Here is a 15,945-nt window from a genome sequence, read left to right as displayed (position 1 = left end):
GTCACCCCGGCCAAGCGAAGCGCGAGCCGGGGCCGCGACCTTATATGTATTTGAAAAGAGGCCCTGATCCCGGGTCTCCGCTTGCGCTACGCCCGGGACGACATCGCTGAAACGGCGCTAAACTATTTGGGCAACAGCCCGTCAAGACATGCCTCCGGCATCCTGCCTGTCAAGGCGCAGGCTTAACTGCCTGAATAAACGGGGCTTAGTAGGGACGCACCCAGAGGGCGTCCAGCTCCGTTGTAAGTGTGCGGGAGAACATCTCCAGACTCACGATGAACTGGCCTGTCTTCTCGTTGCTCCGCTGGAAAAAACCCAGCGCCCCGCGCAGGGGGCCTTTTATCACTTCCACCCTGTCGTTGGGGGCGAACCTGCGATATTCCACAGCGTGCACCGGCTGGGTAGAAAGCCCCATTTTCTCCAGGGTTTCTATTTCCTCCAGCGGTATCACCGCCGGGGCCCCTTTGTGCCGCACAAACCCCAAAACCCCGTTCACCGAATAAAACGACATGGTGTTCATGGCTTTAAAATTCGTGAGGGCGAAAATGTACATCCCCAGCAGGGGTTTCATGAATGTTTCCAGCCGCTTGCCCCCTTTGCGCCAAAGGGTTTGGCTGGGTACGCGGGTTGGCACGCCGAACTTTTCGTCCAGAATCCGCGCGACTTTATATTCGCTCTGATGCCGGACATACAGGGCGTACCATTGTGGCTCTTGTACATCAACCACTTCGGGGTTGCTCACGCAATGAGTCATATCTATACTCATAGCTTGAGCATTCTATTGGCCTTCACCCCGCCAGTCAAGCCTAAAATGCTATATTTTAAAGGCCACCCATGGGCCGCCCTCCTTTGGGATTGTTAAACGGCCGTAAAACGTGATCCCGGATAGCCGATTCCAGCGGCTCCGGGATGACATGGCGCGTTAAAGAAAATCAACGATATGGGTCATATTATTAATATCCCCCGGATAATATTCCGTGGTATAAAACCCCTATTCTTATTTAACCGTGATGGAGGGGGAAAACAATGCGGTTAGCCACGTTCAACGTAGAGAACATGTTCGAGCGGCCAAAGGCCATGAATCTTGAAAGCTGGGAAGACGGCAGGGGGGCGTTGGAGGATTGCCACCGGTTGAACCAGCTTATCGCCAGGGCAAGCTATTCGGAAAACGACAAATCGGAAATGCTGGAAATCATGGGGCGCAACCGGGGGCTTACCGCCAACGGCGTTAGCAGGTTCATCCGGCTGAGGGACATCCGGGGCAAGTTCCTGAAGAAACCGAGGAACGGCCACCCGGAAATAGCGGCCAATGGCAGGGCGGACTGGATAGGCTGGTTCGAGCTGGAGAAAGAGGACATAGAAGAGACCGCCACCGAGGTTTTTGAAGGGGAGATGGAGGTTTAACGGAAAAGGGATGATATAATCGCTATAACCATATTGGAAACCGGTTATGATCTATTCCATAGTTTACGAACGAGTGAATGATCCCTCCCTTCCGCCCGGCTATTACTACGCCCATATTCCGGCCCTTGACCTGACCACGCACGGCCTGGGGATAGAAGGCGCAAAGGCCGCCGCCTCCGATCTGTTGAAACTTTGGATTGAAGAGAAACGCGCCAACGGGGAAACCGTGCCGGTGGAAACGGAGGCGTTCTTCTCGAAAATCGAAATAGACGATGCCATTTTCAGCGCGTGAAATAATAGCCAAACTCGAACGCGCCGGTTTCATGAGAAAAAGACAATCTGGCTCCCACATCATCTTTCGCCATCCTGATGGAAGGCAGACATATGTGGCCATGCATCCCGGCGACGTTCCAACCGGCACGTTCAGAAGCATACTTAAACAGGCGGGGATGACACTGGATGAGTTTAAGAAGGTTTGAGCAAAATGGAAATGAAAGGTGAAAAATAATGCCTACTGAAAACAATGAGGATATTGACAGCGCCCCGCTAAAACCGCTTCTGCATAACGGGCTGGATTTGACCGACGTAACGAGCCTGCCCTGCTTTACCGGCGATGGGCGGGAGGGCACCCACGGGAACGGGACCAAAAGCGGGAAACTGGATTACATCCTCATGTCCCCGGAGCTGGCGGCGCTGGCCAAATCGGCGGGGGTTGAACGGCGCGGCGTTTGGGGCGGGAAAAACGGGACTCTGTTCGAGCATTTCCCGGAGATAAAGACCGAAAAAGACGCCGCCTCGGACCATGCCGCTTTGTGGGTGGAGTTGAATATTTGATTGCATGGTGGCAGGGGCGGTTGGTTGGTGATCTGTAGGGGCGGTTCACGAACCGCCCTGTTTTGAATCAGGAGATGACATAGCGATCAGGAGGGGCGGTTCACGAACCGCCCCTACGCGGATTTCATCAGGACATCCACTATCCTGTCCGCGGCGGCGCCGTCGCCATAATAGGCGGGGGCGGTGGCGGGGCGATGGCCGGATTTGATCCTGCTCCAGGCTGATATTATTTTTTGCGTGTCCGCCCCGGCCAGGGTGTTCCAGCCGGACTCCACCGTTTCCACCCATTCGGTTTCGTCCCGGGCGGTGACGCAGGGGACGCCGTAGAAGAAAGCCTCTTTCTGCACCCCGCCGGAATCGGTGATTATGGCCATGGCGGACTGCTCCAGCCACACCATGTCCAGAAACGGCAAAGGCTCCGTAACCTTCACACCGGCCAGGGTTTTTAAACCGCCCGCCAGCTCCAACGCTTTCACCGTCCGGGGATGAAGGGGCAATATCACCGGCGTTTCCCGGGCTATTTGGGCCAACGCTTTCACTATGCCGCCTAGCCGGGCCGGGTCGCCGGTATTCTCGGCCCTATGGATGGTGGCAAGGACGTAAGCGCCTTGCGTCACGCCCAGCCGCTCCAGGGCCATGCTTTCGGCCCGGGCCTTGTCCCTATAAAAAATGGACACGTCGAACATCACATCACCCACGTCCATCACGCCTTTTGTGATCCCCTCGGAGGCCAGGTTTTTCACGGCCGTGGGCGTTGGGCAGAACAACAGGGAGGATAAATGATCCGCCATCACCCGGTTTATTTCCTCGGGCATCCGGCGGTTGTAGGAGCGCAGGCCCGCTTCCACGTGGGCCACTGGGATATCCAGTTTGGCCGCTGACAGCGCGCCCGCCAGGGTGCTGTCCGTATCGCCATAAACCAATACCCAATCGGGCTGTTCTTCCATAAGTATCTTCTCGATGCCCTCAAGCATCCGTCCCGTGTTCTGGCCGTGGGTTCCGCCGCCCACCCCCAGGTTGTACAGGGGATGCGGTATGGAAAGTTCGTCGAAGAAAACCTGCGACATGTTATGGTCGTAATGCTGGCCGGTGTGGATGATTATCTCGCTGATGGAATCCGGCGCGGAACCCGCCTGGCGGAGAATGGCGCGGGACACCGCCGCCGCCTTGATGAACTGCGGCCGGGCCCCAACGATGGTGGCTATCTTCATTTAGCCCTGGCGGGCAATACGCCCCCTTTGCCTTTAACATACCTGGCGCCGCAACCTTCGCAGGCGCCTTTGCCGGTCCTGGCGATTTTTATCTTCAATCCGCAATGGCACCGCCATCCGGCCACCCGGGCGGGGTTGCCCACCACCAGGGCGTGGGCGGGCACGTCGTTTATCACCACGGCCCCGGCCCCCACGAAAGCGTATTCGCCGATGGTGAGCCCCTCGCCGCAGACTATGGTGGAATTGGCGCCGAGGGTGACCCCTTTTTTCACGACGGTTTTTTGATATTGCCCGCGCCGGTTCACGCCGCTCCGCGGGGTGTTCACGTTGGTGAACACCATGGAGGGGCCGCAGAAAACGTCGTCTTCCAGATCCACCCCTTCATATACCGACACGTTGTTCTGAATCTTCACGTTGGCGCCGATGGTTACGCCCCCGGCGATGAAGACGTTCTGCCCGATGTTGCAGTTATCCCCCAGCTTCGCCCCGGCCATCACATGGGAAAAATGCCATATCTTCGAACCTTTTCCGATTTTGCAAGGCTCGTCCACCAGCGCCGTGGGATGGGCGTAATATTCCTTCGCGGGCGACTGCTCCACCGCCGGGCCGGATTTCACCAGCGTCTGGGACTCCAGCGACTGCTGGCAGGCGGTGAGTATTTTCAACGTCGCCAGCCCCTCACGCCCGTCGGTGATGGGTTTTTTGCGGGTGGCGATGGCCTCCATGAACGCCCGGCACTCCTGCTTGAGCGGCTCTTCGGAGCCGAAGGGGGCGGAAACCGCGTCTTTCTTCGACGGCACCGGAATAGTGTCTTTCCATTCTATTTCGTGGGGATATACCAACAGCTTGTCTTTCTCCTCCACGTCGTTGAACACCAGCATCTTTTTGGAGCCAACCACCACAAGCCTCTGCTCTTTGAACGGGTGGAGCCACGAGACGTAAATGTGCGCGCGCACGCCGCTTTCATACTCGAACACGCTAAGGGTGGTGTCGGCTATCTTTTCATGCAGGAAATAGCCGCCGGAGGAATAGATCCGCGAAGGGGTTTCCTTCACGAGGGACTGGATGAGCGACACATCGTGGGGCGCGAAACTCCAGAGGATGTTTTCCTCGCGGCGGATCTTGCCCAGGCTCATGCGGTTGGAATATATGGTCTGGATGCGGCCCAGCCCGCCGGAAGCGATTATCTCTTTCATCTTCACCACCGCCGGGTGGTAGTGGAGTATGTGCCCCACCATAAGGATGCGTTTGTGTTTTTCGGCCAGGGCCACCAATTCCTCGGCGTGGGCAACTTTGAGCGACAGGGGTTTTTCCACGTAAAGGTCTTTGCCCGCCGCAAGCGCCATTTTGCCCAGCGAATAATGGGTTTCCGCCGGGGTGGCCAGCATCACCCCTTTTATGGCCGGGTTGGCCAGGGTTTGCTGGTAATCGTCGCAAAGGAGCGCGTCGTATTTCCCCTTGAACTGCGCCAGGCTGTCGCCAGCGGTGTCGCAGATTGTGTTCAACGCGCCCAGCTCGCCCAGGTTGCGGGCCAGATTTTTTCCCCAATAGCCACAGCCTACCAGCGCAATGTTCTTTCCGCCCACTTTTAAAACCCTCCTATCGAAAATGGGTAGTGTCCCGGTTTGAAAGTACAGGGGAGATTCTTCACTTACGCTCAGAATGACAATATAAAAGCCGTTGATAACATTGTCATCCTGAGCGAAGCGCAAGCGAAGTGAAGGATCTGTCTATTATTTGAGATTCAAACTGGGACACCACCCTAAAATGAGGTCATCAGGTTATCCGTTAACCGCGTTAAATCGGGAACTTCCCGGGCCGGGCGCTTTTATACAGCGCCCACGAAACCATCCGCCACCACAACGCCCGCCACAGGCTGGCCTTTTCCGGCGGGCGTTTTTTAAGCCCGCTCACGAGGACCATCCCCCGGGAGAACGCCGGTTGTCCATCCTCGTAGTGGTAAACAAGCCCGTCGGTCTTGAATATCTCCACCAGCGTAAACCAGTCTTTAAGGTGTTGCGCGGCCATGCATGCGCCGATGCCGTATTCCTCCAGCGGCGCGAAATCGTCCAGCAATATGGCGCCGCCGTCGTTCAACAGTCGCATGGCGCACGAAATATCGAACACCACGCTGAAAGCGTCGTGGCCGGCGTCTATGAATATCAGGTCGAACCGGCGGCCTTCTTCCACAAGCTTTGGCAAAAGCTCGGTGGTGCGGCCGGTGATCTGCTCCACCCGCTCCTGCAACGAAGGATCCACCCGGGAGGACCATACCTCCCGCCGGTTGGCGATTATCACCTTGTCCTCCCCATCCACGCGGATGGGCCAGTCTTGCCGCGCGTCGGGGCTTAATATGTCCAGCGTGGCGATTTTCAAATCAATGCCATATTCCGCCGCCGACCGGGACATGGTTAAACAGCCCAGGCCCCGGCCCGTGCCCACCTCCAGCGCGGTGGAGGGTTTCATGATGTTCACCAGACGGTCCAACACCAGGGCCCGCTCGAAGTTGGCGGGGCCGTATTTGCCATCGGGGCGTTTGCGCCACCCGGTAACCTCGCCCAGTTTCAATACGCCGGTTTTCAGCCCGTCGTTATGAAATTTTTCAAGCCAGCCTGGTACGCCTTTTAATTTGTTCAATAAATCAGACATGAAAGTTCCGTCTCACAATCGCTTTGATACATAAGGTTCGCCAAAACGCATCCATTTTACATAAAAAACGGCCCGGCCCCAGCCGTTCTTTGCGGCGGAGCGGATTATTACCGTTCCAAGACCCGGGCAAGCCCTTCGGCGGCGGATTTATGCTCCGGATAACCTTTCAGCGCCTTGCGGTAATATTCCTCCGCCAGGGCCGGGTTTTGCGCGGCCTCCATTATCTCGCCCATATGGAACCATGACGAGAAATGGATCCGCCGCTCCTCCCCCGCCCATCCCCGGGTTTGCGCGGCGGCCTGACGATACAACAGCTCCGCCTCCGCAAACCGGCCCATGCGTTGCAACGTGAGCGCCTTATGGTACAAAACTTTCGCCGAGGGCTCCAGGGCTCCGAGCATTTCGAGGGCGGAAACGTAATCCCCTTTTCTGAAAAGGTGGATGGCGGTCATATAACCGCTGTCGCCAAAGGCGGGGTCGTCCACACTTCTTCCGGCGGGGGCCAGATGGTGGATGGCCACGGCGGATGGGAACGAGGCGAACTTGAACCCAGCGTCGGCGGCCCGGTGGCAAAACTCCACATCGTCCCGCTGGTGGTTAAGCAGGTTCTCGTTGAACAACGTTGTGGCGAACACCCGGCGGCGGATCATCATCAGGCACCCGCTGATATACAGCCCCGGGCTTTGCTCGCCATATTCCAGCAGGCGCGGGGGGCATACGGGATCTGTCCGGCTGTGCCAGCACCAGTCGTACCACCGTTGCCCGTCCGGCCCAAGCACGCGGCACCCGGCGATGTCCCACGATTGGTCGGCCAGCGCGGGTTTTATATTCCCGCCCCAGCCGGGGGTGAATTCCACATCGTCGTCGGTAAGGACCACCACTTCGCCGCTGGCTGTCTTGATGCCCTTGTTGCGCATGGCGCAGATTGCGCCGGTTTGGGCCAGCAGGGGCTCGGCCAGTAAAATCACCTCATCTGGCAGGGGGCCAGGGGCTTTGCCCACGAGGATGATTTCATACGGCGGCAACTTCTGGCTGGTGATGGAGTTTATAAGGACCCGGAGCGGTTCCGGCCTTAAGCCGCCGGAAATAACCACGAAACTGATGGAGATCCCGGCTTTGTTCATCCGATAAAAAATCCCGTTAGATTCGGCTGATTTTAACATCCACGGCGGGATTGCCGGGCCGAAAAGTAAGTTATAATATGGCGCCACCTTTATCCGGTTCAACAATACAGGAGCGAATGTGAGCCAAACCCTGGCGCCGATGGAGCTTTTGGAGGAGATCCCCATAAAAGGGGCGCCCGATCCGGCCCGCATCCCCTTTCATTCAATCGTCGCCAGCGCCGGCGGCGGGTTCTACATATCCGACGAGTTCAACCACAGGATCATCGTACTTTCACCGGCTGGGGAATTCATCCGCTACATCGGGGAGAAGGGCGCAGGCCCCGGCCAGTTCTGGTATCCGCGCGGGCTTGCCATTGTCCAAAACGGCCCGGTAAGCGAGCTGGTGGTTTGTGACGGTTGGAACCATCGCATCCAGCGGTTCGATATGGACGGGAACTTTATTGCCGCGTCCGGCTCCATCGGCGATGGAGACGGCCAGTTTGACGAGCCGGTGGGCGTTATCGCCGATGGCTCCGCCATATGGGTCCTTGACCGGTGCAACCACCGGGTAAAGAAACACTCGCTGGACGGGAGGCTGATAACGCAGTTCGGCAAGAGGCTGGGCGTGGCGGATGAGGAGGCCATGAACGACCCGGCCGAAACGGTTTTGGGTAACGCGCCAGCGGTTCGCGGATTAAAGTTCCCCATGGGGTTTGCGCGGCTCTCCAGCGGCGATTTTGTGATTGCCGACACCGGCAACCGGCGCGTCATTAAATTCGGCCCGGATGGGACAGCCACGGGGCTTATAAAGCTGGATGTGAACGGCAAACCGCCTTATACCTATCCATTGGCGGTAGCGGCGCTGGGCGAGGATTTATTTTTGATCAAGAGCCTGAACTCCGCCTTCCGCGTGGCCGATACGTCCGGTATGTGGATTTCAGACGAGACCTGCCTGAACGGCGCCATCATCAACACCAGCGCCTTTTCCGCTTATAAGGGCGCCAATGGCGAAACACAGCTTGTTATCGCCGATGGGGAAAAGGGGATTATCCGGCGATACAGGCTTTCCATCACACCCGGGGCCAGCAGGAACCCCGCCCCGCAAGCCTTCCCCGGGGACGGCGAGTTCGCCGATACTCCCAACAACTGGACCGAGAGCGGGTGCGGGCGATGGTTGTCATATCTTGCGGCCAGCGCCAGCGGCGCCGAAACCCTTTCGAAGGCGAAGACGTTTTTGGCTACGGCCAAAAAGTCCGCCGTAGCCGCCGCCACAAAGCTGAACACCATCGAGGGGGAAATGTTCCAGGCCCTTGTGCGGCGTTACGATTTAATGGACGAGTGGCGGGCGGGCAAGAAGAAGGGGGGCGGTTCCGACGACCCGGCGAAACTGGCCAATTGGGAACGGGTGCAGTATAAGGCGTCCCAGCAAACGCGGATCGCCCTTCGCCACGCCCTGGCGGGGGATTTGAACGGGATATGCGATGTTCTCACGGGAAAGGATAGCGAGGCGCTTGCGCCTGAGCGGGCCGGGTTTTTGGAGCTGTTTAACAGCGAATACGCCCAGCGCCGGAAAGACTATACGGACGTGGCGCAATACCTGCGGGAGAGATTATCTTCACCCCAGAATGTGAACCCGCAGGCGGCCCTGCACGCTTTCGCCGTGATCTTGTTCCTGCGGGACCATATCAGCCTGATGTCGAAAGCCATCGGCAGGCTGGACGCCGCGTTTAAAGCGGATGGACTGGAAGATGAAAAAACCTTGCGCCCAAGGCTTGAGCCTTTCCGGCCAGACCAGACAGAGCTTGTGAACAAAGTGTTGACGCTTATCGCCCAGATAAGCGAGGAATGGGGCCATTACCAGACCGCCCGGATGGTTTACCGGCACGGGATTGAATCCGGGACATCCGGTGAACGGCATTGGTATGCCATTTCAATGTTCGACCTGATGTTCCGCCATGGCGAGGGGAACGAAGCCCTGGGGGCGGCGCTGGCGCCTGCCGTAAAAGAGGTCCAAGACCAGCTGAACGCCCGGGAACTTGTGAAGCGGCTTCAGATATGCGGGGCGATAGCCACAGCGGACGAGCTGATAAACAAGTTCGCCCCACAGGTTGCTTCCGACCCGGCGGCGAAAAAAGAGTGGGATAATCTGGGGCGCACGCAACGGGCGCTGATGGAAACGAAGGACCGCTCCGTAACGCTCTCCATCGGGCAGTCTGTGGCGGAAGCGTTAAAGAGCGCCGGTAAAGAACCGCCACCGGCGGGCGCGGGCCTGCGATATGTTACAAGCCTTTCGCTTGTTCATCCAGACACTGGAGCTCCTTTGCATCCTTATAAGGCGAAGATGGCGCCGGGATTCGGAATCCTTGTGGCGGATATAAATGGCGCGCTTTTCCTTATTGCGCCGGACAGGGCCGGTTTGAAACCGGTTTTCGCTGAGCCGGGATTCAGTATAGGCGACGTGGAGCTGGTCAACCAGCGTGAGGCGCTTCTAACCCTGGTCGCGGACAAGCCGCCATATAAAAGCGGAGGCGTAAGGTTGTTAAACCTGGAAACCGGCCATGCGCGGGATTATACCGGCGAAATAAAATGCCAGCTACCGGAAACGCCTTTCAGGCTAACCTCGAATAACTCCTCCGGATTTGTGATGACCGGATTAATGGGGGAAAAAAGCGGCGGGCAGAACGTATGGCTGGCGGACAGGGATTTCACGAAGAGCGAGCCGGTAGCCGCGCCAGACGGCCAGATAAGCGATATTTCACATCATGAGGGTGAGCTGGCGCTGACATACTGGATGGAAAACCTGATCCACAGCGTGAATTTAAAAACCGGCGACACCAGAATAATCCAATCGCGTCTCAGCGTAACCCCCTCTGGTGTGGCGCATGATGACAGCGGGTTGCTTTATGTAACTAACGCCAGGGGCATAGGCATGCAGGTGTACGGCCCCCACGGAGACCTGGTGTACCAGATAACATCGCTTAAGCAGGGCGCCACGGCAAAGCACATCCACTGCGGCTATCTGTCCGGAAAGCGGGGCTATACTTTCGCCGGTGGGGATTTGGCGCTGACCGACAGGAGCAACGCGCAGTTGCATATTTTTAAAACGGAGAGCTATGCGTAAATTGTCGCTTTCTTTCATCCGCCGTCCATGGAGGAAATAGCCTACTGGTTTGGCAAAAACGGGCTGGACTACACCCTGGCGGACGCATTGGTCATGCGCCGGCCCCTCTCTAACGAGGAGGACAGGTACATCCGAGGCGTGACGATAAGAGGATGGAAAAGGAGTCGCTAACATGGATAAATCGCAATAAGCATTGACGCGTCCTTTTTGGGATAGATATAATCGGCGCTGGTACGCTACTATTATACTTTTATTCATATTTATATGGAGGCGCCATGGAATGCTACAAGGGCGTATTAATTACGCCATCGTTTAAGCTCGTAAAGACCGCTGATCAGGCTATCACTGGGATGACGACAACCACAGTGACGTGGCAGGCCGCTGAAATAGACAATATGTCAAAGGCTGACCTAGCGAATAGCAGATATGTTATACCGTTTGATGGACTTTATTTCTTCAATGCAGAGTGGAAGATAGCGGCAAATCCTGTGCCTGGTGACGCATATGCTTTCATTCTTGTTAACGGCGTTATAAAGGGCCAAGGCAGGACAAATGTCCAGGCAGGCGCTACGCTTTCATACCCTATGGCATCAACGCTTGTTTCGTGCAACAAAGGGGATTTTATAACAATGCAGGTGTTCGCCAACCTTGCGGCAACGGTTTTACAAGACGCATCAACTACTTTCTTGGCTGGCTTCCAAGTTTCCTGAAATTGATCCAACGGCGCAACATGCTTTGTTCGCTTAGTTGTATTGATTTCATCAAGTATTTATCTGGCCAGTGTGTATAGCCATGAGCTTTCGATAAACCTGAATGCACTTGGTGCAAAAGGAAATGTAATGTATGTAACTCCCAAGCGCATTTTCGTGGGCGGCACGGGCCGTTCCGGCACATCCATAATGAATTACCTTATCGGAACGCACCCTGAGGTTTACGCCATTCCAACTGAAACGCGGTTCATCATAGACTCCCATGGACTGAAAGATCTGGTGGACGCGCTTACGGTTTCATACTCCTTCACAAGGGCAAGGGACGTAGCGCGGGAGTTCGACCACTTCCTGCGCCGCCAGCTTACGGACAGCTTTTCGGAGCGGTGGGGGGCGCATTGCGTGGAACAATATGTGGACCTGCCCGTTTATCTGCGGGAACTGGATGAATTTGTCTCCAAGTTTCGCGGTGCGCAGTTTGTCAGAAGTATTCCGCCATTGGGCGTTAATTTTTATCATCCATCGCAGAAGTCCTCCATTTTATGGACACTCCCCGCGTATTTCCCGGACAGGGGCGAATTAACCGCCCACGCCGCAAGGTTCGTGGATAACGTGTTTATGGCCGCCACGAAAAAGGCGGGGAAAAAGACCTGGTGCGAAAAGACGCCGCACAACATACTGGACATTGATTTTCTTTATGAACTTTTTCCGGACTGCGCTTTCATCCACATCAAGAGGGATCCGCGAGGCGTGGCCTATTCTCTTATGCGTATGCCATGGGCTCCGGACAAGGTGGAGGACGTTTGCGAATATATACTAAAGCCGGTTTACCGGCGGTGGTTCCATTTGCGCTCAAAGGTGGATTTGAAGTCGAACTATTACATGGAAATAAAGCTGGAGGAAATAGCTTCCGGCCGGGAGGCGTGGGATGAGTGGTTCGGCGTAATAGCCGAAGCTATCGGCGTGGATAAATCGGGGTATCCCTACCCTTCCGGCGGCGGAGTGAACTTATCCATTGATCAGGTGAACAATTGGGAAAACAGCCTGGAGCCCAAGGCGAGAAGCTACATGGAAAAAGAACTGGGCGAATACATAACCGCCATGGGCTATAGCTGAGGTTTGTTGATGGAAAGCGCCGCAATATGTTTTAACACGGGATGTATCACATAATAATCCTCGCCACAATCCGGCTCCTGTCTAACCCCTTCCGGCAAATGCCCCCTGGCCGCGTATTCCCTCAGCGCTTTCAACAATAAATCGGCCCGGATGGCCGGGTCGTAAAGTCGGTCTATATCAAGCCCCGCTGGCGGAAGCGGATATTCCGCCTTTAAAAGAACCGGGCCGGTGTCTATTTTCCGCTCCAGCAAAATGGCGCTGGCCCATACGCCGGTTCCCTTTAAAATACCGTAATAGACAGTGGTGCTCCCCCGCTCCTCCGGCAGGTTCCCCGAATGGACGTGCATGAACGGGGCTACAGACAACGCCTCATCACCCACTATCTGTCCGCCGTAACCCGCATATATGACAAGGGCTGGCCTTACGCGTTTAAGGAAATCCAGAATGGCGGGGTCATTGACGTTCCCGGCCACGGTTTCATGAATCCGCCAGCCCGCGTTCGCCGCCGTTTCCTCCAGCGGCACGGAAAGATCCGGAAGTGGCAGACCAGTCGGCGGCCCAGCCTGCGGCAAAGAGGGTGGAACTGTAACGGAGCTTTCGGCGCCATATACAAAGGCCCATTCCGGTTTCATCCCCGCGCGGGCCATGGCCTGGGCGTATGCCTGCGCCCTGACGGTCCTGCCGGCCAGAAAAACCACTCCCGGTAAATTCATAACGGTGTCCCATGACGGGCGCAGACAGCCAGCACACGCGCCCTTTCTTCCCTGATGACAGCCGCCACCCTGCCCTTAAGCTGATCCCCAATCCGCTCCCGGGCCGCGCACAGGATATCCACACATTTTAGCAATGCGTTCAGATACACCAGGCTTCCGGTAATTTCATGCGCGGCTATGAGAGTCTCCGCGAAACTTGCATAATTACCCAGCCCCATGAAGTCCTGAGTGTCCACCGGGCGCAGTTCGCCGTTATAGGCCGAATATATCCGCTTGGTCACTTCAAACCGCTTGACCAGGGTGGCCAGCTTTTCGCGCGCGGCCTCCGCCTCCTTGATGGAGCTTGAGCCCAGCCCCTTTTTAATGCCCCCGAAAATGTCTCCGGCGGATGGGGACTGCCCCGGTGAAACGCCGCCAAGATATTCCAGGGCGTTATCCCTGTCCTTGAACCAGTCATGGAGAAAGCCGATCCCCAGGAAAGGGGAATAGGAATACTGCATCTTTGTTTCGGGCATGCCGCCCGTGGAATAAATGTACGGCATTTACATCACGCCAGCCTTGGCCAGAATAAGCGCGGCGTCATCACGATAAGAGGTTTTATCCGCGCTATTGTCTATCCGGAGATCCGCCGCGGCGGGGGGAGTGAAAGGTATGTCCACCCCCACCACGTTTTTTATCTCGCCCCGCATGGCCGGGGCATAAAGGCCCTTGGTGTCCCGCTGAAGGATGACCGGAAAGGGGGTGTCAACAAACACCTCGAAATATGAAGAATAACCGGCGCGGTTCTTTTTTCTTCTATCCTCAAAGATGGACAGGATGCAACACACGACGTTAATCCCCTGCCTGTCGAGCCAGGCGCAAAGGGCCGCCACGCGGTTTGAGTTTCTTTCGCGCCCCTCCACAGAATAATCCGCCTCGCCCCGGGCGCCGAAAACCTCCCTTATCTCGTCACCGTCAACAAGCGCGGTGTTGGGCGCCTTTTCCTTCCACAAGGAATATACCTCACGCCCGATGGAGGTTTTACCCGACCCCGAAAGGCCCACTATCCATATAACCATTCTTCCGCCTGTCTATTTTTCCGCGCCGGTTATCTTCCTGTGATTTCTTATGGCCATCGCGGCGACATCCGAAGAAAAACCATAATGGGGCGCAAAGAACCTGTCCCGAAGCGCCGCGCTGGTCTTGGCCTGTCCGCTCCAGAGCGTTTTATTTTGCAGGGCGGTTCTTATTTTATCCGCTTCACCGGCTCCGTAATGGGGGAACCATCGCCGAAGCTCGACGCTGGATGATTCGCCGGTGATATTTTCGTTGCCAGCCGCCGCGGCCACATCGAGAAGAACAAGATTTTTGCCGGTATATATGGCGCCGAAGGAGGAGCCGCCGTAATCGGCGATAACGTAATCCGCTATGGAGAACAAGTTGCTGTTGTCGAAGCTTCCGGAAAAGTAATTGTTAAGACCGGCTTCCTCAAGCGCGGCGATGGACGCCGGGTCGCTAACGGCGGTAAGCGGGTGGAGTTTTATCGCCACATTGTATTCTCCGGACAATTCACCGATCGCTTTTGCGAATTCCCTTACGGAACACAAGGCTCCGTGGGTGGGAAGCCACACTATTGTTTCGCGCGCCGGGTCCAGTCCCATGCTTTTCAGCGCCGCCGCCCTGTCCGGGGGATTATTGAAGAAATTGTCGAACCTGGGGTATCCCACGGACACTTTTTTGGCGTTCGTGAACGGCAACAAGTTGTTCAGGTGATAAGGGCCGAAACAAAGGATGATGTTGTAATGATAATTATCGTCCGAAAACAGCCATGCGTCTTTACCGATGCTGTACATCAGGCGAATCTGGGTTACGGCCAGCCGGAAGAGGGCCGGCGCCCCATCCGGCGCCGTTCCCGCGGAGCCGTAATGCACGCCCACCGCCGCGTCATAAACACGCCCTTCGGAAAGCGCCAGCGCGGCCGGGACGGCGTTGCACCCCAGCCCTTGCGCGAATGATTCCATCTCCCGGCGCTCGGCTTCATTGGCCGCAACGTACACAATGTCATATTCCGCAGGCGCAAGCTTGCGCATGATGGGGCCATAGTGGTTGATCAGCTCGGTGTTGTGCATGGCGAACGCCACCCGGTTTACATTCGGCATGGCGGGTCTGGCGCGCGTCTGCTGAATGACGGGGGCCGTGGATTTTATCCATTCAGGCCGCAGGGGCCATTCCAGCGAAAAACCGGGCTCAGCCATTGCGCCTCATTATGAACAGTTCCCGGTTCGACTGCGGGAACCGGCGCGAGCCGCTCCAGCTGAACAAATCACGGTTTTCCTCGAGATCCCTGTAAAACACCCCGTTCCCATAATCGGCGCAGTGCCCCTCGAAAACCAGCGCGCCACCCGGGACAAGCAGTGACCACAACCGCTTCATGTAGTCCCGCAAGACCGGGCTGTGCCCTCCATCATCGGTGTGATGGGAGGCGAAGCTGAAAACCACATCGTAGCGGCAATCCGGCTCCCAGCCGGTCACGTCCGTGGCGAAGAACCGCATTTTCCCGGTGAGGCCGAGGTAACCGGCGACTATCTCGCCGATTTTTACCATATACGGATTGTGCTCCACACAGTCGGCGCGGCAACCATTCATCAGCGCGGTGTAAATTGACATGAAACCGCAACTGGCCCCTATGTCCAGCACGCGATGATGCGGCGACACCATGCCGCCGAGACCATATTCCCGGTATCTTGTCTCCGTGTCCCTGGCGCCGAATATTCCCAGCGTTGCGAAGGCCTGATACGGCTGGCCGAAAAAATATTTGTATTTTCCATACTCCTCATTCTGGAGGCGCACCTGGTTCTCCACATCTTTGATCATGGCCAAGTACGGTGTGGAGTATGGTTTATACCCGTCAACGCCATCTGGAAGAAGCGCTTTATACGCCCGGTACTTGGCCGTGTTTGAAAGATCCACCAGCTCGGCCGCCATTTTCATAAGCGCCGCCGCGTGTTCCACAAGATCACCCTGTGTGGCGGCCCCATGCGCGTCAAGGGCTTCCCGCGCCCCGGTGATGGCGCTTTCAATCGTACCGATCATCTTGTTAAACATTTC

Annotated in this window: 17 protein-coding genes; 7 read left to right on the top strand and 10 right to left on the bottom strand. The window is 56.6% G+C overall.

Annotated features, from left to right (window positions below; all coding sequences use genetic code 11):
• Positions 1-205: 205 nt before the first annotated feature.
• Complete coding sequence (locus HY751_02635; protein MBI4665289.1) at positions 206-766, bottom strand: hypothetical protein; 561 nt, start codon at positions 764-766, stop codon at positions 206-208.
• 260 nt (positions 767-1,026) lie between these two features.
• Here HY751_02635 and HY751_02630 point away from each other — a divergent pair, with 260 nt between their 5' ends.
• Genes HY751_02630 through HY751_02615 form a run of 4 tightly spaced genes read left to right on the top strand, consistent with a single transcriptional unit; the run spans position 1,027 to position 2,238 of the window.
• Positions 1,027-1,404: a hypothetical protein gene (locus HY751_02630; protein MBI4665288.1), complete on the top strand. Its 378-nt coding sequence runs from the start codon at positions 1,027-1,029 to the stop codon at positions 1,402-1,404.
• 46 nt (positions 1,405-1,450) lie between these two features.
• The gene (locus HY751_02625) at positions 1,451-1,696 is read left to right on the top strand and encodes a type II toxin-antitoxin system HicB family antitoxin (protein MBI4665287.1); all 246 of its coding nucleotides are present in this window, start codon (positions 1,451-1,453) and stop codon (positions 1,694-1,696) included.
• Complete coding sequence (locus HY751_02620; protein MBI4665286.1) at positions 1,677-1,883, top strand: type II toxin-antitoxin system HicA family toxin; 207 nt, start codon at positions 1,677-1,679, stop codon at positions 1,881-1,883. Before HY751_02625 ends, HY751_02620 begins: the two co-directional genes overlap by 20 nt.
• A 28-nt stretch (positions 1,884-1,911) precedes the next feature.
• Entirely contained in the window at positions 1,912-2,238 is a 327-nt protein-coding gene (locus HY751_02615; protein MBI4665285.1) for a hypothetical protein, read from the top strand.
• Positions 2,239-2,351: 113 nt separating this feature from the next.
• Here the strand turns inward: HY751_02615 and wecB are convergent, their stop codons facing one another.
• From wecB to HY751_02595, 4 genes are all read right to left on the bottom strand, one after another.
• Positions 2,352-3,449 carry a UDP-N-acetylglucosamine 2-epimerase (non-hydrolyzing) gene (gene wecB / locus HY751_02610; protein ID MBI4665284.1) on the bottom strand — a complete coding sequence of 366 codons (1,098 nt, stop codon included), beginning with the start codon at positions 3,447-3,449 and terminating at the stop codon, positions 2,352-2,354.
• Positions 3,446-5,035, bottom strand: a complete 1,590-nt coding sequence (locus tag HY751_02605; protein ID MBI4665283.1) for a Gfo/Idh/MocA family oxidoreductase — start codon at positions 5,033-5,035, stop codon at positions 3,446-3,448. Before HY751_02605 ends, wecB begins: the two co-directional genes overlap by 4 nt.
• A gap of 211 nt (positions 5,036-5,246) precedes the next feature.
• Complete coding sequence (locus HY751_02600; protein ID MBI4665282.1) at positions 5,247-6,098, bottom strand: class I SAM-dependent methyltransferase; 852 nt, start codon at positions 6,096-6,098, stop codon at positions 5,247-5,249.
• A gap of 107 nt (positions 6,099-6,205) precedes the next feature.
• Positions 6,206-7,222, bottom strand: coding sequence for a tetratricopeptide repeat protein (locus HY751_02595; protein MBI4665281.1), 1,017 nt, complete (start codon positions 7,220-7,222; stop codon positions 6,206-6,208).
• Between the two features lie 118 nt (positions 7,223-7,340).
• Here HY751_02595 and HY751_02590 point away from each other — a divergent pair, with 118 nt between their 5' ends.
• The 3 genes from HY751_02590 to HY751_02580 all read left to right on the top strand — a co-directional run bounded on the left by HY751_02590 (position 7,341) and on the right by HY751_02580 (position 12,145).
• Complete coding sequence (locus HY751_02590; protein MBI4665280.1) at positions 7,341-10,322, top strand: NHL repeat-containing protein; 2,982 nt, start codon at positions 7,341-7,343, stop codon at positions 10,320-10,322.
• A 275-nt stretch (positions 10,323-10,597) separates the two neighbouring features.
• Entirely contained in the window at positions 10,598-11,032 is a 435-nt protein-coding gene (locus HY751_02585; protein MBI4665279.1) for a hypothetical protein, read from the top strand.
• Between the two features lie 129 nt (positions 11,033-11,161).
• Entirely contained in the window at positions 11,162-12,145 is a 984-nt protein-coding gene (locus HY751_02580) for a sulfotransferase (protein ID MBI4665278.1), read from the top strand.
• Here HY751_02580 and HY751_02575 read toward each other — a convergent pair.
• Genes HY751_02575 through HY751_02555 form a run of 5 tightly spaced genes read right to left on the bottom strand, consistent with a single transcriptional unit; the run spans position 12,136 to position 15,942 of the window.
• Positions 12,136-12,858, bottom strand: coding sequence for a methionyl-tRNA formyltransferase (locus tag HY751_02575; GenBank protein MBI4665277.1), 723 nt, complete (start codon positions 12,856-12,858; stop codon positions 12,136-12,138). The genes HY751_02580 and HY751_02575 overlap by 10 nt on opposite strands.
• Positions 12,855-13,400 (bottom strand): hypothetical protein, encoded by a 546-nt coding sequence (locus HY751_02570; protein ID MBI4665276.1) that lies wholly within the window; start codon positions 13,398-13,400, stop codon positions 12,855-12,857. Before HY751_02570 ends, HY751_02575 begins: the two co-directional genes overlap by 4 nt.
• Positions 13,401-13,916: an adenylyl-sulfate kinase gene (locus tag HY751_02565; protein MBI4665275.1), complete on the bottom strand. Its 516-nt coding sequence runs from the start codon at positions 13,914-13,916 to the stop codon at positions 13,401-13,403.
• Positions 13,917-13,928: 12 nt separating this feature from the next.
• Positions 13,929-15,092, bottom strand: coding sequence for a CDP-glycerol glycerophosphotransferase family protein (locus tag HY751_02560; protein ID MBI4665274.1), 1,164 nt, complete (start codon positions 15,090-15,092; stop codon positions 13,929-13,931).
• Complete coding sequence (locus HY751_02555) at positions 15,085-15,942, bottom strand: class I SAM-dependent methyltransferase (protein MBI4665273.1); 858 nt, start codon at positions 15,940-15,942, stop codon at positions 15,085-15,087. The genes HY751_02560 and HY751_02555 overlap by 8 nt, the downstream gene beginning before the upstream one ends.
• Positions 15,943-15,945 lie beyond the last annotated feature (3 nt).

The organism is Nitrospinota bacterium (genome assembly GCA_016208975.1).
Classification (GTDB): domain Bacteria; phylum Nitrospinota_A; class UBA7883; order UBA7883; family JACRLM01; genus JACQXA01.
This window is presented reverse-complemented; position numbering and strand designations above follow the sequence as displayed.